Source organism: Oceanimonas smirnovii ATCC BAA-899, from assembly GCF_000381965.1.
In the GTDB taxonomy this organism is placed as follows: Bacteria; Pseudomonadota; Gammaproteobacteria; order Enterobacterales; family Aeromonadaceae; genus Oceanimonas; species Oceanimonas smirnovii.
Genome location: NZ_KB908460.1, coordinates 14,477 through 38,495, shown reverse-complemented (window position 1 = coordinate 38,495; position 24,019 = coordinate 14,477). Strand labels below are relative to the sequence as shown.

21 protein-coding genes and 1 tRNA gene are annotated in these 24,019 nt (G+C 57.7%); 16 read left to right on the top strand and 6 right to left on the bottom strand.

The annotated features are described in order from the left end of the window. Nucleotides 1-58: 58 nt before the first annotated feature. Together G364_RS17205 and G364_RS0109160 are read right to left on the bottom strand one after the other, a co-directional pair. Nucleotides 59-223 (bottom strand): hypothetical protein, encoded by a 165-nt coding sequence (locus G364_RS17205; RefSeq protein ID WP_156816479.1) that lies wholly within the window; start codon nucleotides 221-223, stop codon nucleotides 59-61. Nucleotides 224-330: 107 nt separating this feature from the next. Then, on the bottom strand, nucleotides 331-1,083 hold the full coding sequence (locus tag G364_RS0109160; protein WP_019934848.1) for a phosphatase PAP2 family protein: 753 nt from the start codon (nucleotides 1,081-1,083) through the stop codon (nucleotides 331-333). A 101-nt stretch (nucleotides 1,084-1,184) separates the two neighbouring features. On the opposite strand from G364_RS0109160, the gene G364_RS0109155 reads away from it, so the two are divergent. The 6 genes from G364_RS0109155 (at nucleotide 1,185) to dedD (ending at nucleotide 8,021) form a co-directional block, all read left to right on the top strand. After that, complete coding sequence (locus G364_RS0109155) at nucleotides 1,185-2,318, top strand: 4-phosphoerythronate dehydrogenase (protein ID WP_019934847.1); 1,134 nt, start codon at nucleotides 1,185-1,187, stop codon at nucleotides 2,316-2,318. Nucleotides 2,319-2,432: 114 nt separating this feature from the next. After that, nucleotides 2,433-4,343 carry a FimV/HubP family polar landmark protein gene (locus G364_RS0109150; RefSeq protein ID WP_245541405.1) on the top strand — a complete coding sequence of 637 codons (1,911 nt, stop codon included), beginning with the start codon at nucleotides 2,433-2,435 and terminating at the stop codon, nucleotides 4,341-4,343. Between the two features lie 101 nt (nucleotides 4,344-4,444). Beyond that, nucleotides 4,445-5,236: a tRNA pseudouridine(38-40) synthase TruA gene (truA, locus tag G364_RS0109145; RefSeq protein WP_019934845.1), complete on the top strand. Its 792-nt coding sequence runs from the start codon at nucleotides 4,445-4,447 to the stop codon at nucleotides 5,234-5,236. Between the two features lie 76 nt (nucleotides 5,237-5,312). Further along, nucleotides 5,313-6,176: an acetyl-CoA carboxylase, carboxyltransferase subunit beta gene (gene accD / locus G364_RS0109140; protein ID WP_019934844.1), complete on the top strand. Its 864-nt coding sequence runs from the start codon at nucleotides 5,313-5,315 to the stop codon at nucleotides 6,174-6,176. Next, complete coding sequence (folC, locus tag G364_RS0109135) at nucleotides 6,176-7,411, top strand: bifunctional tetrahydrofolate synthase/dihydrofolate synthase (RefSeq protein ID WP_019934843.1); 1,236 nt, start codon at nucleotides 6,176-6,178, stop codon at nucleotides 7,409-7,411. Before accD ends, folC begins: the two co-directional genes overlap by 1 nt. Before the next feature lies 1 nt (nucleotide 7,412). Then, nucleotides 7,413-8,021, top strand: coding sequence for a cell division protein DedD (dedD, locus tag G364_RS0109130; protein ID WP_019934842.1), 609 nt, complete (start codon nucleotides 7,413-7,415; stop codon nucleotides 8,019-8,021). Between the two features lie 31 nt (nucleotides 8,022-8,052). Here dedD and G364_RS0109125 read toward each other — a convergent pair whose 3' ends face one another. The 3 genes from G364_RS0109125 to G364_RS0109115 all read right to left on the bottom strand — a co-directional run bounded on the left by G364_RS0109125 (nucleotide 8,053) and on the right by G364_RS0109115 (nucleotide 11,414). After that, on the bottom strand, nucleotides 8,053-8,382 hold the full coding sequence (locus G364_RS0109125) for a TusE/DsrC/DsvC family sulfur relay protein (RefSeq protein ID WP_019934841.1): 330 nt from the start codon (nucleotides 8,380-8,382) through the stop codon (nucleotides 8,053-8,055). A gap of 203 nt (nucleotides 8,383-8,585) precedes the next feature. Then, a complete protein-coding gene (gene yccS / locus G364_RS0109120) occupies nucleotides 8,586-10,694 on the bottom strand; it encodes a YccS family putative transporter (protein ID WP_019934840.1) in 2,109 nt (702 codons plus the stop codon). 60 nt (nucleotides 10,695-10,754) lie between these two features. Continuing rightward, complete coding sequence (locus G364_RS0109115) at nucleotides 10,755-11,414, bottom strand: Bax inhibitor-1/YccA family protein (RefSeq protein WP_019934839.1); 660 nt, start codon at nucleotides 11,412-11,414, stop codon at nucleotides 10,755-10,757. 195 nt (nucleotides 11,415-11,609) lie between these two features. Between G364_RS0109115 and G364_RS0109110 the strand changes: the two genes are divergently transcribed. The 7 genes from G364_RS0109110 to G364_RS0109080 all read left to right on the top strand — a co-directional run bounded on the left by G364_RS0109110 (nucleotide 11,610) and on the right by G364_RS0109080 (nucleotide 20,265). After that, a tRNA-Ser gene (locus tag G364_RS0109110) sits at nucleotides 11,610-11,700 on the top strand. Between the two features lie 60 nt (nucleotides 11,701-11,760). Then, nucleotides 11,761-12,402 (top strand): TIGR01621 family pseudouridine synthase, encoded by a 642-nt coding sequence (locus G364_RS0109105; protein WP_026344809.1) that lies wholly within the window; start codon nucleotides 11,761-11,763, stop codon nucleotides 12,400-12,402. Between the two features lie 82 nt (nucleotides 12,403-12,484). Then, on the top strand, nucleotides 12,485-13,174 hold the full coding sequence (locus G364_RS0109100; RefSeq protein ID WP_019934838.1) for an SDR family NAD(P)-dependent oxidoreductase: 690 nt from the start codon (nucleotides 12,485-12,487) through the stop codon (nucleotides 13,172-13,174). Nucleotides 13,175-13,292: 118 nt separating this feature from the next. Beyond that, a complete protein-coding gene (gene ptsP, locus G364_RS0109095) occupies nucleotides 13,293-16,124 on the top strand; it encodes a phosphoenolpyruvate--protein phosphotransferase (RefSeq protein ID WP_019934837.1) in 2,832 nt (943 codons plus the stop codon). Beyond that, nucleotides 16,121-17,068, top strand: a complete 948-nt coding sequence (pfkB, locus tag G364_RS0109090; protein WP_019934836.1) for a 1-phosphofructokinase — start codon at nucleotides 16,121-16,123, stop codon at nucleotides 17,066-17,068. Before ptsP ends, pfkB begins: the two co-directional genes overlap by 4 nt. Next, complete coding sequence (locus G364_RS0109085) at nucleotides 17,065-18,789, top strand: PTS fructose-like transporter subunit IIB (protein WP_019934835.1); 1,725 nt, start codon at nucleotides 17,065-17,067, stop codon at nucleotides 18,787-18,789. Before pfkB ends, G364_RS0109085 begins: the two co-directional genes overlap by 4 nt. Nucleotides 18,790-18,969: 180 nt before the next feature. Then, nucleotides 18,970-20,265, top strand: coding sequence for a dicarboxylate/amino acid:cation symporter (locus G364_RS0109080; protein WP_019934834.1), 1,296 nt, complete (start codon nucleotides 18,970-18,972; stop codon nucleotides 20,263-20,265). Nucleotides 20,266-20,360: 95 nt separating this feature from the next. Here G364_RS0109080 and ribA read toward each other — a convergent pair whose 3' ends face one another. Then, entirely contained in the window at nucleotides 20,361-20,960 is a 600-nt protein-coding gene (ribA, locus tag G364_RS0109075) for a GTP cyclohydrolase II (RefSeq protein WP_019934833.1), read from the bottom strand. Between the two features lie 178 nt (nucleotides 20,961-21,138). On the opposite strand from ribA, the gene cmk reads away from it, so the two are divergent. From cmk to ihfB, 3 genes are all read left to right on the top strand, one after another. Further along, complete coding sequence (gene cmk, locus G364_RS0109070; protein ID WP_019934832.1) at nucleotides 21,139-21,819, top strand: (d)CMP kinase; 681 nt, start codon at nucleotides 21,139-21,141, stop codon at nucleotides 21,817-21,819. Between the two features lie 112 nt (nucleotides 21,820-21,931). Further along, complete coding sequence (gene rpsA / locus G364_RS0109065) at nucleotides 21,932-23,602, top strand: 30S ribosomal protein S1 (RefSeq protein WP_026344808.1); 1,671 nt, start codon at nucleotides 21,932-21,934, stop codon at nucleotides 23,600-23,602. Nucleotides 23,603-23,669: 67 nt separating this feature from the next. Further along, the gene (gene ihfB, locus G364_RS0109060) at nucleotides 23,670-23,951 is read left to right on the top strand and encodes an integration host factor subunit beta (protein ID WP_019934830.1); all 282 of its coding nucleotides are present in this window, start codon (nucleotides 23,670-23,672) and stop codon (nucleotides 23,949-23,951) included. Nucleotides 23,952-24,019 lie beyond the last annotated feature (68 nt).

Here is a 24,019-nt window from a genome sequence, read left to right as displayed (position 1 = left end):
GCCTGCTGCTTGAGAGGGCGAAGCATCAGTACGGTTGCACTCCGCCGACACGCTTCGGTCAATGGCATTCAGCATTAAAGCCCGCTGCGAACATACTTAATGTTCGGTCGAGCTTCACTGCTTCATCACGGCGAGCAAGCTCGCCCCATGGACGCTCGGCAAATTCCATCCCTGGAATTTGACGGTCGGCTACTGCAGTCCCCACTGCTGCTTCGAGCGACATCGGCGTTGCCCGCGTTAACGGCAGGTTGGTACGGGTCCCAACATGCCGGCGATCAGATGCACTTTTTTGTTTTACTTACAGCTTAAAGCTGACAGCTTACGGCTCAGCTAGCTGCTTTCAGGCGATGCCAGTCGCCGGTCCAGCACCACAAAGCTCCAGGCTCCGGCTGCGCCAAACAGCAGCCCCAGCACGCTGCTGGCCAGAATATCCGCCGGCCAGTGCAGGCCCAGCAGCAGACGGGAATAACACACTGCCACCGCCCAGCCTGCCAGAGTCAGCATCATCCATACCGGTTTACGCCGGTAGCCCAGCATCAGGCAAAAAAAGCCGGCAATGGTCATGGCAGCAATCGAATGCCCGGACGGAAACGAATAGTTCACTTCTTCCTGCCAATGGTGCTTGAGCCAGTCCGGAATCTGGTTATCGCTGACCCGGCTGAGGCTTTGCTGTAACTCATGCTCACGCTCGGCTTCCGGACTGGCATAAAAACGGCGGCTGTCTGCCAGCTTGTCCTGCTGTACCAGCCACAGCACATAGGGCCTGGGCTCCTTGAAATACAGCTTGGCCACCGTTTTGGTCACAAAGGCACTGCCCAGCGCCGCAAACAGGCAGAAGAAAAACACCAGCAGCTGACGTGGCTGGCTGCGCCAGCGGTGCAGGATCAGCGCGCTCAGGGCAAGCAGGGTAAAACCTATGCCCAGCTTGCCCACCGTCAGCGTCATGGCGTAAGCAAGCAGAGCAGGGGGCTCATCAAGATCCAGCAGCGGAAACCAGTGCAAATCCCACTGCCAGGCCAGGCTGGCCAGTGCCACGGGCACAATCAGCAACACAATAACAAACAACAGCAAACGCAAGTTCATGAAGCGAATCTCATAACAACAAGGCAGCGAAGCAGCAAGGTAGCAGTGAAGCGGTTGCAATGACAGAGTACAATAACGCTGTATTTAACAAGGAGATAGTCATGAAAGTGCTGGCCGATGAAAATATGCCCTTTGTTCGGGAGCTGTTTGGTGATTGGGCTGAGGTCATTACGCGTCCCGGTCGTACCATGGTACCGGCTGACTTGCATGATACCGATGCGCTGCTGGTGCGCTCAGTGACGCAGGTAAATGCGCATTTGCTGGAGCAAGCCAATAAACTGACGTTCGTCGGCACCGCCACCATTGGCTGTGACCATATCGACACGCAACTGCTGGCGCAGCGCGGCATTGCCTTTGCCAGTGCCCCAGGCTGCAACAAGGTGGCGGTAGGTGACTATGTGATGGCAGCCCTGCTGCGAGTAGCGGCTCATAAAAACTGGCAGCTGGCGGATAAAACCCTGGCAGTGATCGGGGCCGGCAACACCGGCTCGGAGGTGGCTCGCCGGGCTGAAGGGCTGGGCATGAAAGTACTGCGCTGTGATCCGCCCAAGGCCGCAGCCGGTGCGGCAGGACTTGTCAATTATGACCAGGCGCTGAGCGCTGATATCATCAGCTATCATGTGCCCATTACTCATCAGGGCCCTTATGCAACTCATCATCTGCTGAATGCCGCTCATATTGCTGCCCTTGATGAAAATCAGGTACTGATCAATGCCTGCCGTGGTGATGTCTGGAATAATCAGGCACTGCTTACGCGCCAGCAGGGTGCCAGGCCGCTGACCCTGGTCATGGATGTATGGGAGCATGAGCCGGCCGTGCTGGCAGCGCTGGTCCCTTATGTGCTGATCGCCACGCCGCATATTGCCGGCTATAGTCTGGAAGGTAAGGCAAGGGGCACTTTTGCGCTCTATCGTGCTCTGTGTCAGCATATTGGCCGTGCCGAGCAACACAGTATCGCCAGTCTGCTGCCCGCACCGGATATCAGCGCTGTGAGTCTGACGCGCGCACCCAGTCAGCATCAGCTTGAGCAGCTGGTCCGGCTGGTGTACGACATAGCACATGACGATAGCGGCTTTCGCCGTGGTCTGGCCACGGGCGCACCGGATTTTTTTGATGCATTACGCAAACATTATGCAGAGCGCCGGGAGCTGGGCTCACTGATATTGCAGGGCGTCGGTCTTGATGAGCGCCTCGGATTCAAGGTGCCGGCACAGGCGGCCGATAAGCATAACTAGAATAAGCCGACAGATAAGTTCCTATTGGCACTGTTTTTTTCTACACTTGTGCCATGGTCAGCCGGACCTTCAGGGTTGCCGGCCAGAGTCAGAACAAGGGATACCAATAAGATAATGAGAAGATGCCGACCACCGCTTTATTCCGTGCTGGCCCTGTGGCTGTCCTTTACTCTTTCGGCCACGGCACAGGAATTTTATATTGAGTTACGCGGGCCAGAAACACGCGAGGCACCTTCCGTTCAGGTTTCTTCGCCGTTGCCTGTTCAGGCCCGTCGTTATGGCCCCGTGCGCACCACAGACACACTCTGGTCCATTGCCGCCCAGCATACTCAAGCCCCTGCCACGGTACAGCAGACCATGGTGGCGCTGTATTACCTGAATCCCGGTGCCTTTGTCCGGGGCAATATCAATTATCTGCAGCGGGGCGCAACCCTGACGCTGCCCACACTCAGCCAGGCACAGCAGCGTACCCCCCGTGAAGCAGAAGCCGAGTTTCGCCGTTTAAGTCGTCAGGGTAACCGCACCGTTACCCGGGCACCGGCACCTGCCGCACAGGCCAAACCAGTACAAGCCAGGCCAGCACCCAGACCGGAGCCGGCAGCAGAGCCCGTACCAGCCCCTGCGGTGGCCACACCGCCTGCCGCAGCCAAGCCCGAACCCACACCGGCCTCCAATGGCCTGAGTGAACCCAGAGCGGTGCAGCCTGCCGCAGTCGCGACACCGCCCCGGTCAGCGTCCGCTGTTTCCGGGCAGCCTGCTGCCGTGTCTGAAGCACCTGCAGACAGCAGTGCCGGGCAAGCCGAACAAACGGCCCTGGCCAGATTGCAGGCCCAGTTGCTGGATGAGCTGCGTGAACAAGTCGCCATGTCCAACGAACAGCTGGCCGAGCTGTCCGATAATAATCAGGCCTTGCGCAACCGCCTGGGGCAGCTGACTGCAGAAGTCAATGAGCTGAAACTGACCAGAGCAGACACGGCGGCTCAGCCGGCTGCTGACGCAGACAAGGGTTGGTTAAGCCAGCTGCTGAAGCAGCCGCTGAACCTGGCTATTTTACTGACCTTGCCGGCGCTTTTGCTGCTGGCACTCTTTACATTGTGGTGGCGTCGCCGTACCAGGCAAGAGCTCGCAGAGCAGGATCACACATCGGAACAGATGCTGGATGAAGACACCAATGACTTTGATGACATCTTTGCCGTCGATCTTCCTGCAGATGAGCCCCATCCTGCTGCCTCGGAGCAGCCTGAAGTAAAAGCCGAACCTGAAATTGATGAAGATGCCTTTGCTCGTTTTCTGGAAGAACAGCAGCAGCTGGAAGCACAAGAGGCAGCTGACGAGACGACCGCCGAGCAGCAGGAAGAAGCCCTGTTCGATGATATGGCACAGGCCGGACAGCCAGAGCCGCTGCTGGATGATGAAACCATTGAGCCGGAGCCACGAGAGCTACGTTTTGACGATGATGCCGCTGCTGCAGAAGACATACTGTTTGAGGATGAAACAACGGCTGATCAGGAAGAGGTGTTCTTTGATGATGAGGCGGTCACGCCTGAGCCGGAGCAGACAGCACCGCCAGCACTCGACGAACCATTGGATGAAGCCCTGTTTGACCTTGGTGACGACGAGCCACAGCCGGCTTCGGCCAGCGAAGCACCTGAATCACTGGCTGAGCAGGGCGCGGTAAACAAGGCTGCCGACGAGTTTGACGACATTCTGGCCGGCACCCTGGCCGAGCAGGAAGCCGATGCGCTGTCTGCCATGCAGTCAGACAGCCGTTCCTTTGCCGACGAGCGAGAGCCCATGGTGCGTCAGGAGCTGGACGACTATGCCGACCTGCTGGGTAACAGTCAGGACGTTGATATCGATGCTGATGAAGGCGGCATGGGCGCCAAGCTGGATTTGGCCCGAGCCTATATTGAAATTGACGACATCGACAGTGCCCGTGAACTGCTGAACGAAGCGCTGGAAAAAGGCAGTGAGCAACATCAGAATGATGCCCGCAAACTGTTGCAACGGCTCGACAGACGCTAAGCCAGGGCGGTTTTCTTGTTCACTACCGGCCGCTTGCGGCCGGTTCTTCATTTTGCTGTGGCAACGGTTATAATTAGCCTCTTTTTTTCTTGGAACTGAATATGCGCATCGCCCTTGGCATAGAGTATGACGGCAGCCGCTATTACGGCTGGCAACGGCAGCGGGAAGTTCCCAGTGTCCAGGAAGAGGTAGAAAAAGCCCTTTCAAAGATTGCCGATCACCCCATAGAGGTACAATGTGCCGGCCGTACTGACGCCGGTGTGCACGGTACGGCACAGGTGGTGCACTTCGACACGCACGCCATTCGCCCCGACGGGGCCTGGACCTTAGGCATGAATGCCAACCTGCCGCCGGACATTGCCGTGCGCTGGGTCAAAGCGGTGCCTGATGAGTTTCATGCCCGTTTCAGCGCCAGCGCCCGTCGCTACCGGTATATTATTTTCAATCATAATATGCGCCCGGCCATTCACGGTGCCGGGGTCAGCCATTATGCCGGTCATATCGACGCCGCTAAAATGCACGAGGCGGGTCAGTGCCTGCTGGGTGAGCGGGATTTCAGTGCCTTTCGCGCCGTACAGTGTCAGTCCAAAAGCCCCTGGCGCAATATTATGCACCTTAACGTACAGCGTTTTGGCCACTATATTGTGCTCGATATCAAGGCCAATGCCTTTTTGCATCATATGGTGCGCAATATCACCGGCACCCTGCTCAAGGTGGGCATGGGCGAAGCCGATGCGGCCTGGGTAAAGCAGGTACTGGAAGGGCGGGACCGCAACCTGGCCGGGGTGACGGCCAAGGCCGGCGGCCTCTATCTGGTGGAAGTGGATTACCCCGCAGAGTACGCGCTGCCGAAGACCATTCCGGGGCCCTTGTGGCTGCCCGACCAACTTTAATTTTTATCAACCCGCAGCCGAATATATGATTTAATGACCGCTGCGTGACAACCACGAACAATGATTAAGGATTTCCATGAGCTGGCTTGAGAAAATTCTCCCCAAGAACAAGAACATCGGCGTACGTCGCCATAATATTCCGGAAGGAGTCTGGACCAAGTGCACCAACTGCGAGCAGGTGCTTTACCGTGCCGAGCTGGAGCGTAATCTGGAAGTCTGCCCCAAGTGTGATCACCACATGCGCATCAGTGCCCGTGATCGTCTCGACAAGTTCCTGGATCAGGACGGCCGCGAAGAGCTGGGCAGCGAGCTGGAGCCGCAGGACATTCTCAAGTTCAAGGATTCCAAGCGTTACAAGGATCGCATTTCTGCCGCCCAGAAGAGCAGCAATGAAAAAGACGCCATGGTGGTCATGAAAGGCACACTGCGTGGCCTGCCGGTGGTGGCCTGCTCCTTTGAGTTTGCCTTTATGGGCGGCTCCATGGCCTCTGTGGTAGGTGCCCGCTTTGTTAAGGCGGTTGAAGCCTGCCTGGAAGAAAACCGCGCTCTGGTGTGCTTCTCTGCTTCCGGCGGTGCCCGCATGCAGGAAGCCCTGATGTCGCTGATGCAGATGGCCAAAACCAGTGCGGCGCTGAACCGTCTGTCTGAAGCCGGTCTGCCTTATATCTCGGTGCTGACCGACCCTACTATGGGTGGCGTGTCTGCCAGTCTGGCCATGCTGGGTGATGTGAACGTGGGCGAGCCCAAAGCGCTGATCGGCTTTGCCGGTCCTCGCGTGATTGAGCAGACGGTGCGTGAAAAACTGCCTGAAGGTTTTCAGCGCAGTGAATTCCTGCTGGAGCACGGTGCCATCGACATGATCATCGATCGCCGGGAAATGCGTGATCGCCTCGCCGGTCTGCTGGGCAAGCTGATGAACCAGGAGCCGCTGGAAATCTGATGCCGATGCCTCGCACCCTGGCAGACTGGCTGACCCTGCTGGAAGGCCTGAACATGGCCCGCATTGAGCTGGGCCTGGAGCGTATGCAGCGCGTGGCCGGCCGGCTGGGACTGCTGAGCCTGCCCTCTTATGTGATTACGGTAGGCGGCACCAACGGTAAGGGCTCCACCTGTGCCTTGCTTGAAAGCATGCTGATGGCCGGGGGGATGACGGTAGGAGTGTACTCTTCGCCTCACCTGCTGGATTACCGGGAGCGGGTGCGTATCAACGGTGACTTTGCTGATGAACAGGCGTTCTGTGATGCCTTTGCTGCAGTAGAAGAAGCCCGGGGCGATACCGCGCTCACCTATTTCGAATTTGGCACCCTGGCGGCACTCTGGCTGTTTCGCGCCAAGTGCCCTGATGTGGTGTTGCTGGAAGTGGGACTGGGCGGCCGGCTTGATGCCACCAATGTGGTGGACTCGGATCAGGCAGTCATCACCACCATAGCGCTGGATCATACTGACTGGCTGGGATCGGACCGCGACGTCATTGGTTATGAAAAAGCCGGCATACTGCGTGCCGGCAAACCGGCGGTGTGTGGTGATCCCAACCCGCCAGCCAGTATTGCCGAGCAGGCCAGGCAAAAGGGCACCCCCATGGCCTTCAGTGGCCGTGACTTTCACTGGCAGCAGCAGGGCGACAGCTGGTCGTTCACCATGGCCGGCAAACAGTTTGACGGCCTGCCGGTGCCGGGCCTGCCGCTGATGAACGCCGCCACGGCGCTGGCTGTTCTGGCTGCCTCTCCCTTCAGGTTATCTGTTGATGCCATTGCTACCGGTTTGCGTCAGGCCCGCCTGGCAGGCCGGCTGACCGAGCTGTCGCCCGGCTTGTGGCTGGATGTGGCCCACAACCCTGAGTCGGCAACCTATCTGGCGTCCCGTCTTGCTGAAGGGCAGGGCAGCATTCATGCGGTGGTGGGCATGCTCAAAGACAAGGATATAAGCGCCACCCTGGCGGCACTGACACCCTTGGTCAGCCACTGGTATCCGGCAACGCTGGCAGGCCCGCGTGGTGCTGATGGCAGTGAGCTGTCGGCATTGCTGAATCACGCCGCTTACTTTGAGTCGGTAACCGCAGCGCTGACGGCGGCACTGGCAGCCCGAGCCGAGGGCGAACGTGTGGTGGTATTTGGTTCATTCTTTACCGTGGCCGAGGCCCTGGCCTGGCACCGGACTCAGCAGAAGGAGCTTTAACGTGGCAACCCAGTTTCAGCATCGTCTGGTAGGGACCATTATTCTGGTGGCACTGGGTGTCATTTTTCTACCCGACCTGCTGGATGGCAAGCAGCCACCCATGCCGGAAGAAGTGGTATCCATTCCGCTCCGTCCTGAGCTGGAGCCGGTGCAGCCGGTAATAACACCACCCGAACCGGCCAGGGCAGAGACCTGGACCATGGAAACGGTACAGGAAGCACCGGCCACGCCGCCCAGACCGGCACCTCAGCCACAGCCAGAAGTGGCTCAGGCACCGGCTTCAAAACCCGCACCCAAAGCAGAGCCGGCACCGACTCCCAAACCCGAGCCCAGACCGGCCCCAGTGGTTAAACCCGAACCTCAGCCTGTGACACCGGCTGGCGGCGGTTATGTTGCTCAACTGGGCGCGTTTCGTAATGCCGACAACGTCAATGCCCTGGTGGCCAAGCTCAGGGCGGCGGGCTATCGTGTGAATACGACCCCGTCTGTGCCGCGTCAGGGAGAGCTTAACCGGGTCTGGATCGGTCCCGATGCCAAAGCGCGCCTTGAACAGCAGCTTCCTGCTCTGGAACGGCTTACCGGCCTCAAGGGCAAGGTACTGGCCAAATAAAACACTCCGGCGAAAGCCGGAGCATTTTATTTTAGATACACTTCACTGGTTTGGGCAGGCCTGCCAGCTTGGTGGCCTGCTTGGCCGGCCCTTTAGGAAACAGCCGGTAAAGATAACGGCTGTTTCCCTTGTCTTCACCCAGCTCCTTGGCCATGGCCTTTACCAGTGCCCGAATGGCCGGCGAGGTGTTGTACTTCAGATAAAACGCCCGCACAAAATGAATGACTTCCAGATGCTCATCAGTCAGGGTGATGCCTTCCTGCTCGGCCAGCAGCGCCACCATGGCCGGCTGCCAGTCTTCATGATGTTTCAGATAACCCTGTGCGTCGGTCTCGACGGACCTGCCTTCAAATTCAAACATGATGTCTCCTCGTATCGGACACCATTTTACTCAAAGGACACATTTCACTCCATGACAATGCCGATCTTACTCAAAGCAGCAGTGGGGATTACCGAAGCCGACCGTCAAATGCCATGGATGGCATTTGCCGAGCGTCCCATGGATGGGCTTGAAGCGTGTCGGCGGAGTGTAACCGCACTGATGCTTCTTCTGGCTTCCAGCTTTCACACATCCTTTGCCAGCTGATACAAATCGTTGACCAGCAGCACCATATTATTGTGCAGCTGGCGCGCCAGTATGTCCTGCTCCTGCTCATTGTCGCCGGCCATGACCGGCAACGGCAGCTGCGGAGGCAAAGGGGTGTGGCTGTCGAGGGCACTGGCTGCGGCACACAGACGCTGGTTCAGCTCACCGGTCAGTGCCACAGGCAAACTCAGGCCCTGATCCCGGTGTGCGCCCAGGGTAGACAAATAAGACAGGAGTGCATGGTTGCGGTAGGCAATTTCAAAACACAGGTTGAGCCAGTGCTTTGAGACCGGCTCCACCCGAATGTTCTGCCAGGCCTGAGCCAGCTTGTTATCAGCCAGGTGCGCCTGCTTGCGGGCCAGCCGGTAGGCCAGATTATCCCGGCTGTCGTGCTGATGAGTGATGGCGGCCAGATAAGCTGCATTGGCCCGCATGGCCTCTGCCAGCAGCTGAGGCAGATGCCGGCGCTGCCAGTCGGGCCAGATATACCAGACGGCCACAAACGCCAGGGCACAGCCTGTCAGCGTATCAAACAGCCGGGGCAGCAGCACAGGTGTGCGTGCTGCCTCCTGCAGACTTGCCCCTTGCAGGTTAAAGGCCAGCAACACAAACAGCGTAATAAAAAACACCGCCCAGCTGTAATTGATGCGTACCTGGGTAAAAAAGATAAAAGCACACAGCAGCAGCATAAACAGCTGGCTTTCCACGGCCGGAAACAGCCAGAGCAGGGGCACGCTGGCCACGATACCCGCCAGGGTGCCCAGGGTCCGCTCGCTCAGACGCTGGCGGGTGGCACTGAAACTGGGCTGGCACACAAACAGGCTGGTCAGCAATATCCAGTAACCCCGCTCCAGCTCAAGAGTGGCAATCAGGCCGTAACCCAGCGCAAAGCACAGGCTCAGGCGAACACCATGACGGAACAAAATGGCATTGGGGTTCAGCAAGGCCTTCAGTCGCTCTCCCAGCGGCTGAGAAGGCGGTCTTGCCAGCTCGGCCCGCTGACTGTCTGCCGGCATTGCGCCTGCGGTCAGTTCTTTTGCCCGTAATAATGTGTCATACACATGCTGCATGTTCCGGGTTAAAAACCGCAGCGGGCTCATCAGCTCGGAAGAATAGTGCCGTCGCAAGTGGCTGTAATCGAGCTGATCCTTTAATGCCGACAGCTCCCAGCCAATGCGTTTGTCGGGAACATAAGGCTTGTGGGTGAGAATGGCCAGCCCCAGCCGGTAACAGGCCTCACCAAGCTCCGCCAGCAGCACCTGATAGCCGGTCAGCACTTCGGCCTGATCCAGCGCCTGGTTCAGCTGGCTATAGGAATAATGACTGGAAGCAGCCCGTTCGTGCATGCTCTGCACCAGTAAATACAGCTCCAGCAGCCGGGCCAGCTCGTCATCAGGCTGCCTGCCCTTTAACCGCCGGTTCAGCATCTGTTTGGTCAGCTCCAGACTGTTGACCAGCTGAATATTGACCTGCGCCAGCTGGTGGCGAAAGCCCTGATGCAGTTCGTTGGGGCTGTCAAAAAAACGCGATTTGGCCAGCAGATAGCGGGACAGGGCAAAATAACACTGAGCCAGCTGTTCATGCACGGGTTTATAGGGCATGAGCAGCAATATCAGCCATGAACACAGTCCGTACCAGGCGGCACCAGCGGTCAGCCATACTGGCTGATACCAGAAGTAGGGGCTGTCGATATGCCCTTGCATGGCATAGATGGATACCAGCAGAACCCCAAAACCCAGCTTGCCCGCGGCCTGGCCCCAGGCACCGGCCAGAATGAGACAGAAGGTCGCCAGTACCAGTACGGGACCAAACAGCCAGGGTGAGTCAATAAGGGCGGTGACGCCGGTGACGGCCACAAAAAAGCACAACAGGCCTGCCAGCAGTTGCACCAGCCTTGGCCCGGGTCTGTGATCAATCTCGCTCAGGGCGCCGGCCATGGCTCCCAGGCTGAGGGTCACGGCCACCGGCACCTGATCCAGCCACCAGCCTCCCAGCAGCAAACTGGCCATGGCCAGCATCACTTTAAGAGCAAAAAAGAAATGGCTGTCAGTAAAAATGCGTCTCAGCCACAGGCTGAAAGAAGGCATGGCGTTTCTCGTAAAAAAGGCGGCTTGCGCCGCCTTGTGAACCGTTTTTGTATGATGAGCTTAGTCGCGGCTCATGCCCAGCAGCTGCAGCAGGCTCAGGAAAATATTAAAGATAGACACATACAGCGTCACTGTGGCAGAAATATAGTTCTGCTCGCCGCCGTGAATAATGGCGCTGGTCTGCATCAGGATGGCACCGGATGAGAACAGAATGAACAGCGCGCTCAGGGCCAGGCTCAGGGCCGGCAGCGCCAGGAAAATATTGGCCACAAAGCCCACCAGAATCACCACAAAACCGGCCATCATCATGCCGCCCAGGAACGACATGTCTTTCTTGGTGGTCAGTACATAGGCAGACAAGGACAGGAAGGTGAGCGCAGTACCACCCAGTGCCAGCATCACGGTTTCAGCCCCCGAGCTGGTGCTCAGGTAGTGATTAAGAATGGGGCCTATGGTGTAACCGGTAAAAGCAGTAAAGGCAAAAATAAATAACAGACCCAGGCTGCTGTTGCGGTTACGCTCGGTCAGAAACATCAGGCCGTAAAAACCCACCAGAGTGATGATAAGACCTGGATGGGGCAGGTTCATCATGGCGCTGATGCCCGCCGACAAAGACGCCACCACCAGGGTCATGCCCAGCAGCATATAGGTATTACGCAATACCTTGTTGGTTTCCAGCGCACCACCCTGTGTGCGAGAAAGTGTGTTGTTGTAACGCATGATCCAGACTCCTTAGGTATCTGACTCAAAAAGACATCAATAAATTTACTCTATTCTGGACATATTATGACCCGAATGTCGAGCCTTCCGTTTCACTGCTCCATGAATGTTTGCCGGTTTATTGGACACTTGAGCAGAATAACACAGATAACAGTTTACAAGGATTTTAAGCCCCAGTAGTATTAGCGCCCGTCAGGAGGGGTGGCAGAGTGGTTGAATGCACCGGTCTTGAAAACCGGCGTAGGTTAATAGCCTACCGTGGGTTCAAATCCCACCTCCTCCGCCATATCGGAAAGCCCGCTGCAAATGCAGCGGGCTTTTTGCTTTCAGCCCTGCGGATATCACCATGAACATATTGCTCGACCATGCCGACTTTTGTGTCATCAACAAACCCGCCGGCATTGGCATGCATCAGCAAAATGATGAGCCCGGCCTGGTGCGCCTGCTCAGCGAGCAACAGGGTGAAGCCCTTTATCCGGTACACCGCCTCGACAAAATGACCACGGGCGTGCTGCTGCTGGCCCGCAACCCCGAGGCCAACCGGCTGCTCAGTGCCCAGTTTGCCGAACGCAACACCCAAAAACGCTACCTCGCCTTCAGTGATCGCAAGCCTGCCAAAAAGCAGGGACTGATCAAGGGCGGCATGGAAAAATCCCGTAACGGCAGCTGGAAGCTGACCCGCAACGCCAATCATCTCGCCATAACCCGTTTTCACAGCACCTCGCTGGCTCCCGGCCTCAGAGGTTTTGTGCTCAGCCCCGAAACCGGCCGCACTCATCAGCTCAGGGTGGCCCTGAAAAGCATTGGCTGCCCCATTATCGGCGACGCCCGCTATGGCGGCACTGCCGCCGACAGAGGCTACCTGCACGCCTGGCAGCTCACCTTTCACTGGCAGGGCCAGCCCGTTACCGTGACCGCGCCCGCCACCGAAGGCGAGCTGTTTCACCAGTGGTACAGCCCCCTTGCCCAGTGGGCAACCGCGCTGTAGATTCGCTTCCCGCTTTGGTTGCTGTAAGTAAACGTCTTTGGTTACGGTCTCAATGGTATCTGTTTAAAGCGGGAGACTTTCTATGCGTTACTGGATTATGGGCGGCGGCGGTATTGGTCGTGCGCTGGCGGCAACGTGTGCGGAGCGGGGCGACGAGGTCAGTCTGTTCAGCCGTACCGACCCCGGGCTGCCCGGCGTTAGCTGGCATTGCCTCGATAACACCGACGAAGCCGCCATGACGGCCCTGTGCAACACCTTGCCGCTGCCCGAGCGTGTTATCAACACGGTGGGCACACTGCACAGTGAGCATCATCAGCCGGAAAAACGCATTGAGCAGCTGCAACAGGACGCGCTGCTGGAGCACATGCGTATCAATACCTGGCCCACACTGGCGCTGGCCAGATTATTATCCGCCCGCATGGAGCGGCGTCAGCCGCTGTTGCTTACCGCACTGTCGGCGCGGGTAGGCAGCATCAGTGATAACCGCGGCGGCGGCTGGTACAGCTACCGCATCAGCAAGGCAGCGCTGAACATGGCCATCAAAAATCTTGGCATAGAATGGAGCCGGCGCTTTCCGGCTGCCTGTGTAGCAGGGCTGCACCCGGGCACCGTCTCCACCGGGCTGTCAGCCCCGTTTCGTGCCGGCCTGGCTCATGGCCAGATGCAATCACCGGAGCAGGCAGCACAGCATCTGCTCACTGTCATCGACAGTCTCACACCCGGGCAGTCGGGGCGCGTGTTTGCCTGGGACGGCCGGGAAATTATTCCCTGAGCAATGGTTTTTAACCGGTATTCATCACGTTAAGGTGTTTTTCGCCTTGCTCCATTCACAAAAAACACCCAGCCTGTTTAAGTAACGGTTTCATCTCGATTGGCTAACAGGTGATGTCATGCTCACTCTGACTACGCAAGACATAAAAATGGGCCAGACACTGGCCACCAAAGAGGCGGCCATTATGGCGCTGGCCCAGTGGCTGGAGCAGGAAGGTCATGTCGATGCCGGTTATGCAGCCGGCATGCTGGCCAGAGAAGCCCAGACCGCCACCTATCTGGGGCAGGGCATTGCCATTCCCCATGGCACTCAGGACAGCCGCCACCTGGTGAAAAAAACCGGCATCAAGGCGCTGCATCTGCCTGAAGGCATCGACTGGGGTGACGGTGAGAAAGCTTATCTGGTACTGGGTATCGCCGCCGGATCCGATGAGCACCTTGAGCTGCTGCGCCAGCTGACCCGAGCGCTTCAGCGGGACGACCTGGCCGGGCAGGTGCGTTCGGCCACACACAGTGAAGACATTCTGGCGCTGCTGCAGCCTTCTGCAGCCGATAACACTCCCATGCTCAGCTGGCAGTCCGATATGCTGCAGTTGCAGCAGCCCGCCGACACCATGGATGAGTTGCTGGCGCAGGCCGCCAGCGCGCTTGAACTGCAACATGAACGAAATGCTTTGCAGCAGAGCCTGCTGCATCTGGGGCAGGGCTGGTGGCTCTGTCAGGTACCCGCTGCCGGCCCGGCAAAGGCTGCCATTCTGACCACACCGGCGCTTATCCATCAGGGGCACAAGGTCTGTGGCCTGCTGGCGCTGAAAACCCATGGCGGCAGCCATAAACAGCTGCTGGCACAGCTGGCCGACTGGCTGGTGGCGGGGCAGGCGGCCAGTCTGGCCAGCCTGAGCAGTGCCCATGAGCTGGCGCAGGCACTGAATAACGGCCCTGTTGCGGAAGGTGAGCATCGGCTGGTGGTCACCATTCATAACGAGCAGGGATTGCATGCCCGTCCCGGTGCCTTGCTGGTGCAGGCTGCCAAGCAGTTCGAGGCAACCATTCAGGTACGCAACCTCGACGGCGACAATCAGCCGGTCAATGCCAAAAGTCTGATGAAGCTTATCAGCCTTGGCGTACGGCCCGGCCACCGGCTTCAGTTTGTTGCCAGCGGCCCCGATGCCGAGGCGGCACTCAGCGAACTTGAAACTGCCGTTAACAGCGGACTGGGAGAAGGAGTAACGTCGCCGCATTCGGCTCAGCAAGTGCCATGCACCGGGGCTTCGGCCGATCCCGGCGCTCCCTGGCAAGGGGTGGCGGCCTCACCGGGCATTGCTATCGGGCCGCTTTATGTAGAAATGCCGGTCAATTTTGACTACGCCGATGTGGCCTGTGATGCCGCCGCCGAGCAACAGCGGCTGACGCAGGCGCTGCAGCAGGCAGATCAAAGCCTGGCACTGGCAGCGCAGCAAAGCGGTGCACAGGCCCGGGACATCTTATCCATGCACCGGGAATTACTCGGCGATCCCGGCCTGCAAGAAGGCACCCGGCAGCGTATTGAAACGGGGGCTTCGGCCCCGGCGGCCTGGTGGGCAGAAATTGACTCGGCAGCAGCCGTACAGGCGGCCAGCAGTAACCCCATGCTGGCCGAGCGGGCCGCCGATATCAGAGACATTGGCCGGCGGGTCATGGCCATTTTGTGTAACACTGCCTTACCGGAACCACCCTCGACTCCCTATATCTGGGTAGCAGAAGATATAGGCCCGTCTGATGTGGTGAACATGAATATAGAGCGGGTGCTCGGTCTGGTCACAGCCGGTGGTGGTGCTTCATCGCACAGTGCCATTCTGGCCAGATCCCTTGGCATACCGGCATTGGTGGCCATGGGCAAAGGTGTAATGACATTAGACTCGGGCACACCGGCCATTCTCAATGGTGACAGCGGCACCTTGCTGGTGGATCCCGATAAACATCTGCTGGCCGAGGCAGAGCAGGCACAACAGCGCGAGCGTGAACTGGCGGAGCAAGCCTGGCAACAGCGGGAGCAGCCCGCCGTTACCACAGACGGCCATCGCATAGAAATTGCAGCCAACCTGGGAAATACGGCCGATACGGCAGCGGCGGTGGCCGCCGGCGCCGAAGGCGTGGGGCTGCTGCGCACCGAGTTTGTCTTTATGGAGCAAGGCCGTGAGCCAAGTCTGCAGCAGCAGGTGGCGCAATATCAGCAGGCCTTCAGTGCGCTGGCAGGCCGGCCGCTGGTAGCGCGCACCCTTGATGTGGGCGGTGACAAGCCGCTGCCATACTGGCCCTTACCCAAAGAAGATAACCCCTTTCTGGGCGTGCGCGGCATTCGCCTGTGCATGCAAAGACCTGAGCTGCTTGAAACCCAGCTGCGGGCGCTGCTTACCGCCGCCGGCAGCGAGCCGCTGCGCATTATGTTTCCCATGGTGGCGGATATCGCCGAGTGGCGCTTTGGCAAAGCGCTGTTTGATAACCTCCAGGCCGAGATCGGAGCACCGAATGTGCAGCTGGGCATGATGGTGGAAGTGCCGTCGGCGGCGCTGAATGCCGCCCGGTTTGCCAAAGAGGCCGATTTTTTCAGCATAGGCACCAATGATCTCACTCAGTACACACTGGCGGCCGACAGAGGTAATGGTGCCCTGGCGTCCTTGTCCGATGGCCTGCACCCGGCGGTGCTCAGGCTGATGGCCATGACGGTGGAGGCGGCCCATGCCGAAGGCAAATGGGTGGGCATGTGTGGTGAGCTGGGGGCCGATCCTCAGGCGCTGCCGATATTACTCGGGCTGGGTCTTGATGAAATCTCGGTCAGTCCCAAACGGTTGCCGCGGGTCAAGGCCCGGGTGCGTGAGTTCAGCCTGAGCCAGTGCAAACAACTGGCCGCCCGCGCCCTTACGGCAGACAGTGCCGGAGCCGTGCGGGCATTGACAGGAGCAACACCATGAGTGTACTGACCCTTACCCTGAATCCGGCGCTGGATTTAACCGTGTCATTGGCCCGGCTGACGGCCGGTCAGGTCAATGTGGCCCAGTCCGGGCATCTGGGGCCGGCAGGCAAGGGCATTAATGTGGCCCGGGTGCTCAGTGAGCTGGGGCACCGCCCCGTGGTCAGCGGTTTTCTTGGCAGGGACAATGAGTCAGCTTTTTGCACCCTGTTTGAACAGCACGGCATGCAGGATGAATTTATACGCGTGGCCGGCAATACCCGGATTAATGTCAAAGTCAGCGAACAGGACGGCCGTATCACTGATATTAATCTGCCCGGGCTCAGCCCTCACCCGGCAGACGTTGCCCGGCTGCAGAGCACACTGACAGCCCTGTCCGGACGCTGTCAGTATCTGATAGTAGCCGGCAGCCTGCCTGCCGGCGTCAGCCCCGGCTGGCTTGAACAGCTGCTCACCCAATGGCGACAGCAGGGCAAAGATGTGTGGCTGGATACCAGCGGTGAGGCACTGAAAACTGGCGTGCAGGCATTGCCCGGCCTGATTAAACCCAATCTTGATGAGCTGGCCCAGCTGGCAGGCCGTCGCATTCAGAATGAACAGGCCCTGATCAGCTGTGCCCGTCAGCTTCAGCAAAGCGGTATCAAGGACGTCGTGGTGTCGGCCGGCGCTGACGGCGTTTACTGGTTTGGCAGTGAAGGAGACTGGCGGGGCCGGGTGCCGGCAGTCAACATCGTCAGCACTGTGGGGGCCGGTGACTCACTGGTGGCCGGCCTGTGTGCCGGCAGACTGGAAGGCCTGAAGGCCCCCGACAATCTGCGCCGGGCCATGGCGCTGTCACTGATGGCCGTTACTCAGATAGGGGTAGGTATTTACTGCAACGATACCTTTGCCGGTTTTCAGCAAGCGATTCAGATAACCCCTTTTGATCATGGGAGCCGTACATGAACATTCTGATCATCACCGCCTGTCCCAGTGGCATGGCAAGCAGTTACATGGCGGCCCGTTTGCTGGAGCAGGCTGCGCATGAACTGGGCTGGCAGGCATGGGTGGAATGTCACAGCCCGCTGGTGCCCGGAAAGGCCTTTACCCGTGAGCAGATTGATGCTGCTGAACTGGTGGTGGTGGCTGCCAGTACCAAGCCGGACTTGTCCCGTTTTGCCGGCAAGGCCGGTTTTATCGACACGCTGCAGCCGGCACTGAACGATCCCAAAGGCTGGTTGCAGCAGGCCGCTGCGCAGGCTGCCCCGCTGTCAGCGCCGGTCACCTCATCTTCAGCCCGGCCCGCCCGGCTGGTGGCCATTACTGCCTGTCCTACCGGTGTGGCCCATACCTTTATGTCGGCAGAGGCCCTGACCAATACCGCCGAGCAGCTCGGGCACCACATTAAGGTAGAAACACAAGGCTCGGTTGGCGCGCAAAATGCGCTTAGTGCCGATGATATTGCCCAGGCCGACTGTGTCATCGTGGCCGCCGACATAGATGTTAATCTCAGCCGCTTTAACGGCAAGCGGCTGTACCGCACCAGTACGGGCGCTGCGCTGAAAAAGCCGGAACAAACCATAGCGGCGGCATTAAGTGAGGCCAGCATCTGGCAGGGCAGCCAGTCGCAAGGTGCTGCTCCTCAGGATGAAAAAGCTCCCGGGCCGTATCAGCACCTGCTCACCGGTGTGTCTTTTATGCTGCCCATGGTGGTGGCCGGCGGCCTGATTATTGCGCTGTCTTTTATTTTTGGCATAGAAGCGTTTAAAGAAGAAGGCACCCTGGCAGCCGCACTGATGCAAATTGGCGGTGACGCCGCCTTTGCCCTCATGATACCGGTGCTGGCGGGTTACATTGCCTATTCCATTGCCGACCGGCCCGGTATCGCTCCCGGCATGATTGGCGGCATGCTGGCCAGCTCTCTCGGGGCCGGCTTTATCGGCGGTATTATTGCCGGCTTTCTGGCGGGTTACAGTGCCCGCACGCTGGCCCGGCATATTCCCATGCCCCACAGTCTGGAGTCATTAAAGCCCATACTGGTGATTCCGCTGTTTGCCAGTCTGTTTACCGGTCTGGTCATGATTTATGTGGTGGGTGGCCCTGTGGCCGGCATCATGGCGGTCATGACCGAATTTCTGAATAACATGGGCTCGGCCAATGCGGTGCTGCTGGGCATTATTATTGGTGCCATGATGTGCTTTGACATGGGCGGCCCGGTCAATAAGGCAGCCTATGCCTTTTCCGTGGGGCTTTTGGCTTCCCAAACCTATGGTCCCATGGCAGCGGCCATGGCCGCGGGCATGGTGCCGGCACTGGGCATGGGCATTGCCACCTTTCTGGCGCGCAGCAAATTCAATCCTGCCGAGCGGGAAGCGGGCAAGGCGTCCTTTGTGCTGGGGCTGTGTTTTATTTCCGAAGGAGCTATTCCTTTTGCCGCCCGGGATCCGTTACGGGTGATCCCCAGCTGCATGGCGGGCGGTGCCCTGACCGGCGCTCTGTCCATGCTGTTCGGTGCCAAACTGCTGGCGCCTCACGGGGGTGTCTTTGTGTTTTTCATTCCCAATGCCATTAGTCAGCTGGGCTGGTATGTGGTGGCTATTACCGCCGGTGCCGTGCTCAGCGGAGTCATTTATTCCGTGCTTAAACGAAGTGATGCTCACATGCTGGCCCCGGCAGACATCCGCTGACGCAGGCCTGTTGTTTGTGTGAGTTAAATCAACTTTTAAAGGTGTTTTGTTCAATTTTTGTCAACTTATTGGTCTCTTGTGTTGGTTTTGTGTGGTTTTTTGAAGCATTTTGCGGAATTGGTTGCTACTCTTGCCGCCCTTGATTAAACCGCAAGAACTGTGAATAAGGAGTATTCAGCCATGAATGCGAGTGAGAAAAAGTGGTCACTCACCACGCGTGTGCTGGTGGGCATGGGCACAGGGGTGCTGGCAGGATTTATTATCCGCAGCCTGTTTGCCGATGTGGCACTGGTGCAGAACTACCTGGTGGATGGCCTGTTTCTGGTAGGCGGAAAAATCTTTATTGCCAGCCTTAATATGCTGGTGGTACCGCTGATCTTTGTGTCTCTGGTGTGTGGCACCAGCTCACTGAAAGACATCTCTACCCTGGGCCGGCTCGGGGGCAAAACCCTGGCGTTTTATATGTTCACGACCGCCGTGGCCATTACTCTGGCACTGGTCATGGGTGAGGTATTCCGGCCCGGTGACGGAGCCGACCTGGTATCGGCCAGCACCTTTGCTGCCCGCGAAGCGCCATCCCTGGCAGACGTCATCATCAATATGTTCCCCACCAACCCCATTAATGCCATGGCCGAAGGCAATACCCTGCAGATCATCGTGTTTGCGGTCCTGTTTGGTATTGCCATCAGCCTGGCAGGTAAACCCGGAGAGCGTATTGCTGAGCTGTTTACTGATCTCAACGAAGTGATCATGAAGCTGGTCGCGCTGCTGATGAACCTGGCACCCTACGGCGTTTTCTGTCTGATGGCTCAGTTGTTTACTTCTCTGGGTCTGGACGCCATTGTTAATCTGCTGGAGTATTTCCTGGTGCTGGCAGGGGCCTTGCTGCTGCACGCACTGGTCACTTACTCGGTGCTGTTCAAGGTGTTTACCGGCCTGAGCCCGCTGACCTTTCTGAAGAAAATGGAAGACGCTGTCATGTTTGCGTTTTCCACCGCCTCGTCCAACGCCACCATTCCGGTCACCCTGGAAACGGCTACCCGCCGTATGGGCGTGGAAAACCGGGTTGCGTCCTTTACCGTGCCGCTGGGTGCCACCATTAATATGGACGGCACCGCCATTATGCAGGGGGTGGCCACTGCCTTTATTGCCCAGGCGTTTAATATCGATTTGTCATTTAATGATTATCTGATGGTGATCATGACCGCGACGCTGGCTTCCATCGGCACCGCCGGTGTGCCCGGTGTGGGCATGGTGATGCTGGCCATGGTGCTGAATCAGGTAGGGCTGCCGGTAGAAGGGATTGCGCTGATTATTGGTGTGGACCGTTTGCTCGACATGATCCGTACTGCAGTGAATATTACCGGTGATGCGGTTGTGACCTGCATTGTGGGCAAGAGTGAAGGGGCCATGGATCTGGAACGCTTTCACGACCCGCATGCCGGTGAAAAAGAAGAAGAAGTGCATTTATCGTAGAGCACTTTGGTCATTCCGGCCTGTGAGCCGGAATCCATTTGCAGACAACATGCTGGTTTGAAAAATGGACTCCGGCCTTTGCGCCGGAATCCTAATCAGTCCTGCTCTTTCAGCATATGGCCCAGCTTGCCGGCCTTGGTATCGAGGTAATGCTCATTGAACGGGTTGCGGCCTTCTTCCAGCGGCAGACGTTCGCTCACCTTGATGCCAAAGTTTTCCATCGCCTTGACCTTGCGCGGATTATTGGTCATCAGTTTCAGCCCGGTGACACCCAGGCTGCGCAGCATATCGGCACAAATGGTGTAGTCACGCATATCGGCGGCAAAGCCCAGCTCCACGTTGGCTTCAACGGTGTCCTTGCCCTGATCCTGCAGATGATAAGCATGAATCTTATTCAGCAGGCCAATGCCACGGCCTTCCTGGCGCACATACAGCAGCACGCCCCGGCCTTCCTTGGCAATGCGTTCCAGCGCCGCCTGTAACTGAAAGCCACAATCACAACGCAGACTGAACAGGGCGTCTCCGGTCAGACATTCGGAATGAATGCGCGCCAGCACCGGTGCTCCATCTTCCACATTTCCCATTACCAGAGCGGCATGATCCTTGCCGGTTCCCTTTTCTTCAAACCCGACCAGGGTAAAGGTGCCCCAGGGTGTTGGCAATTTGGAGTTTGCCATACGGGTAACACTGCTCATGGCCTTCCTCTTTTGGTTATTTATCAATAAAAAATGGTGGTTATTGTAAAGCGGAAGGGGCAGCAGGTATAGGTTCAATACGGCGGTAATGTCTTTGGCTTCTTAACTTGGTTATAATGCCGCCCGCGCGACAGCCGCCCTTGCGGTCTGTCCGGACTCATGATTTACCGGAGGATGTATGTCTGAACAAGCTCCCGTCATTACCGTAGATGGCCCGGGCGGCGCCGGCAAAGGCACCCTGTGCCAGCTGCTGGCCGAACAACTGGAGTGGCACCTGCTCGATTCCGGCGCTATCTACCGGGTGCTGGCGCTGGCCGCACTGCACCACAATGTGGAACTGAATGACGAAGCGGGGCTGATGCCTCTGGCAGCACATCTTGATGTGCAGTTTCCTGCCGAAAGCGGCGAAATCCGCGTTATCCTGGAAGGCGAAGACGTCTCCCGTGCCATTCGTACTCAGGAAGTGGCCGACGCAGCCAGCAAGGTGGCGGCGTTTCCCCGTGTGCGCGAGGCACTGCTGCGCCGCCAGCGCGCCTTTCGTGCCAGGCCCGGTCTGATTGCCGACGGCCGCGACATGGGCACAGTGGTGTTCCCCGATGCCGAGGTCAAAATCTTTCTTGATGCCAGTGCCGAAGAGCGGGCCAGTCGGCGCTATAAGCAGTTGCAAGACAAGGGTTTTGATGTTAGCTTTGACCGCCTTTTAAGCGAAATACAGGAGCGTGACGACCGGGACAGAAACCGGGCCGTGGCGCCTCTCAAGGCGGCTGACGATGCGTTAATTATCGACTCCACCAGCCTTTCCATCACAGATGTGCTGGACAGGGTGCTGAGTCATACTAAGGTTAAACTTGGCCGTTAAGCCATTTGGCAATGCCGCCCTCAGGGAAGAAGGGCGGAATGTGTTAGTCACCCCACGTGCGCCGGAATGCCCCGTGGATGTTCAACTCAAACAGTGTGTATTCATTAATCATATGACTGAATCTTTTGCTCAACTCTTTGAAGAGTCTCTGAAAGAACTCGAAACCCGTCCGGGCTCCATCGTTAAAGGTACTGTTGTTGCCATTGAAAACGGCATCGTACTGGTTGACGCCGGTCTGAAATCCGAGTCTGCCATTCCTGCCGAGCAGTTCAAAAATGCTCAGGGCGAGCTGGAAATCAGCGTTGGCGACGAAGTAGACGTAGCGCTGGACGCCGTGGAAGACGGCTTCGGTGAGACTCAGCTGTCCCGTGAAAAAGCCAAGCGTCACGAAGCCTGGCTGCAGCTGGAAAAAGCCTACGAAGACGAAGAAACCGTAACCGGTGTGATCAACGGCAAGGTTAAAGGCGGTTTCACCGTAGAAGTGAACAGCATCCGCGCCTTCCTGCCCGGCTCTCTGGTAGACGTGCGTCCGGTTCGCGACACCACTCACCTGGAAGGCAAAGAGCTTGAGTTCAAGGTCATCAAGCTGGACCAGAAGCGCAACAACGTGGTTGTTTCCCGTCGTGCCGTGATCGAAACCGAAAACAGCGCCGAGCGCGAACAGCTGCTCGAAAACCTGCAGGAAGGCCAGGAAGTTAAAGGTATCGTTAAGAACCTGACCGACTACGGTGCTTTCGTGGACCTGGGCGGCGTAGACGGCCTGCTGCACATCACCGACATGGCCTGGAAGCGCGTTAAGCATCCTTCCGAGATCGTCAACGTTGGCGACGAAATCAACGTTAAAGTCCTGAAGTTCGACCGCGAGCGCACCCGTGTGTCTCTGGGTCTGAAGCAGCTGGGCGAAGATCCGTGGGTAGATATCGCCAACCGTTATCCGGAAGGCACCCGTCTGGCCGGCCGCGTGACCAACCTGACCGACTATGGCTGCTTCGTTGAAATCGAAGAAGGCGTAGAAGGCCTGGTACACGTATCCGAAATGGACTGGACCAACAAGAACATCCACCCGTCCAAAGTGGTTTCTGTGGGCGACAACGTAGATGTAATGGTTCTGGACATCGACGAAGAGCGTCGTCGTATCTCTCTGGGTCTGAAACAGTGCAAGTCCAACCCGTGGCAGCTGTTTGCTGAAACCCACAACAAGGGCGACCGCGTTTCCGGCAAGATCAAGTCCATCACCGACTTCGGTATCTTCATTGGTCTGGACGGTGGCATCGACGGTCTGGTTCACCTGTCCGACATCTCCTGGAACGCCAACGGTGACGAAGCCGTTCGTGAGTTCAAGAAAGGCGAAGAAATTGAAGCCGTTGTTCTGCAGGTCGACCCTGAGCGTGAGCGCATCAGCCTTGGCGTGAAGCAAATCGACGAAGATCCTTTCAATAAGTACCTGTCTGACAACAAGAAAGGTGCTATCGTTAAGGGTACCATCACTGCCGTTGACGCCAAGGGTGCCGTGGTTGAGCTGGAAGAAGGCGTGGAAGGTTACATCCGCGTTGCCGACATCTCTCGCGACCGCATCGAAGACGCCTCCACCGTACTGAACGCCGGTGAAGAAGTTGAAGCTCGTTACATGGGCATCGATCGCAAAAACCGCACCATCAGCCTGTCTATCCGTGCGAAAGACGAAGCTGAAGAGAAAGCTGCTATCGATACTCTGAACCAGCAAGACGAAGTGGTTGGTCTGAGTGCAATGGCCGAAGCATTCAAGGCGGCCAAAGGCGAATAAGCCAAGCCGTTATTGAACAAAGGGGCCTTTATGGCCCCTTTTTGTTATATATTTCGGAGACTGAATCATGACAAAATCCGATCTCATTGAACGCCTTTCTGAGCAATATCCCCATTTGTCTGCCAAAGAAGTTGAAAGTGCCATCAAGGAAATTCTTGAGCAAATGGCGTCAACGCTGCAAACAGGTGACCGTATCGAAATTCGCGGCTTTGGCAGCTTTTCCTTGCATTATCGTGCTCCCCGCCAGGGGCGTAATCCTAAAACCGGTGAAAAAGTTGAGCTTAACGGCAAATACGTTCCTCACTTCAAACCGGGTAAGGAATTACGCGAGCGGGTAAACCCGGCCTGAGGTCACTTTTCCTGTCGGCTGCGGTAGCGTCGCCGGTGGTTTTTCGGGATAATGCCAAACACTCAAAA

Coding starts and splice junctions, on each gene's coding strand:
- G364_RS17205 (WP_156816479.1), bottom strand. CDS start 223: ATGTCGCTCGAAGCAGCAGTGGGGACTGCAGTAGCCGACCGTCAAATT.
- G364_RS0109160 (WP_019934848.1), bottom strand. CDS start 1,083: ATGAACTTGCGTTTGCTGTTGTTTGTTATTGTGTTGCTGATTGTGCCC.
- G364_RS0109155 (WP_019934847.1), top strand. CDS start 1,185: ATGAAAGTGCTGGCCGATGAAAATATGCCCTTTGTTCGGGAGCTGTTT.
- G364_RS0109150 (WP_245541405.1), top strand. CDS start 2,433: ATGAGAAGATGCCGACCACCGCTTTATTCCGTGCTGGCCCTGTGGCTG.
- truA (WP_019934845.1), top strand. CDS start 4,445: ATGCGCATCGCCCTTGGCATAGAGTATGACGGCAGCCGCTATTACGGC.
- accD (WP_019934844.1), top strand. CDS start 5,313: ATGAGCTGGCTTGAGAAAATTCTCCCCAAGAACAAGAACATCGGCGTA.
- folC (WP_019934843.1), top strand. CDS start 6,176: ATGCCGATGCCTCGCACCCTGGCAGACTGGCTGACCCTGCTGGAAGGC.
- G364_RS0109125 (WP_019934841.1), bottom strand. CDS start 8,382: ATGTTTGAATTTGAAGGCAGGTCCGTCGAGACCGACGCACAGGGTTAT.
- yccS (WP_019934840.1), bottom strand. CDS start 10,694: ATGCCTTCTTTCAGCCTGTGGCTGAGACGCATTTTTACTGACAGCCAT.
- G364_RS0109115 (WP_019934839.1), bottom strand. CDS start 11,414: ATGCGTTACAACAACACACTTTCTCGCACACAGGGTGGTGCGCTGGAA.
- G364_RS0109105 (WP_026344809.1), top strand. CDS start 11,761: ATGAACATATTGCTCGACCATGCCGACTTTTGTGTCATCAACAAACCC.
- G364_RS0109100 (WP_019934838.1), top strand. CDS start 12,485: ATGCGTTACTGGATTATGGGCGGCGGCGGTATTGGTCGTGCGCTGGCG.
- ptsP (WP_019934837.1), top strand. CDS start 13,293: ATGCTCACTCTGACTACGCAAGACATAAAAATGGGCCAGACACTGGCC.
- pfkB (WP_019934836.1), top strand. CDS start 16,121: ATGAGTGTACTGACCCTTACCCTGAATCCGGCGCTGGATTTAACCGTG.
- G364_RS0109085 (WP_019934835.1), top strand. CDS start 17,065: ATGAACATTCTGATCATCACCGCCTGTCCCAGTGGCATGGCAAGCAGT.
- G364_RS0109080 (WP_019934834.1), top strand. CDS start 18,970: ATGAATGCGAGTGAGAAAAAGTGGTCACTCACCACGCGTGTGCTGGTG.
- ribA (WP_019934833.1), bottom strand. CDS start 20,960: ATGAGCAGTGTTACCCGTATGGCAAACTCCAAATTGCCAACACCCTGG.
- cmk (WP_019934832.1), top strand. CDS start 21,139: ATGTCTGAACAAGCTCCCGTCATTACCGTAGATGGCCCGGGCGGCGCC.
- rpsA (WP_026344808.1), top strand. CDS start 21,932: ATGACTGAATCTTTTGCTCAACTCTTTGAAGAGTCTCTGAAAGAACTC.
- ihfB (WP_019934830.1), top strand. CDS start 23,670: ATGACAAAATCCGATCTCATTGAACGCCTTTCTGAGCAATATCCCCAT.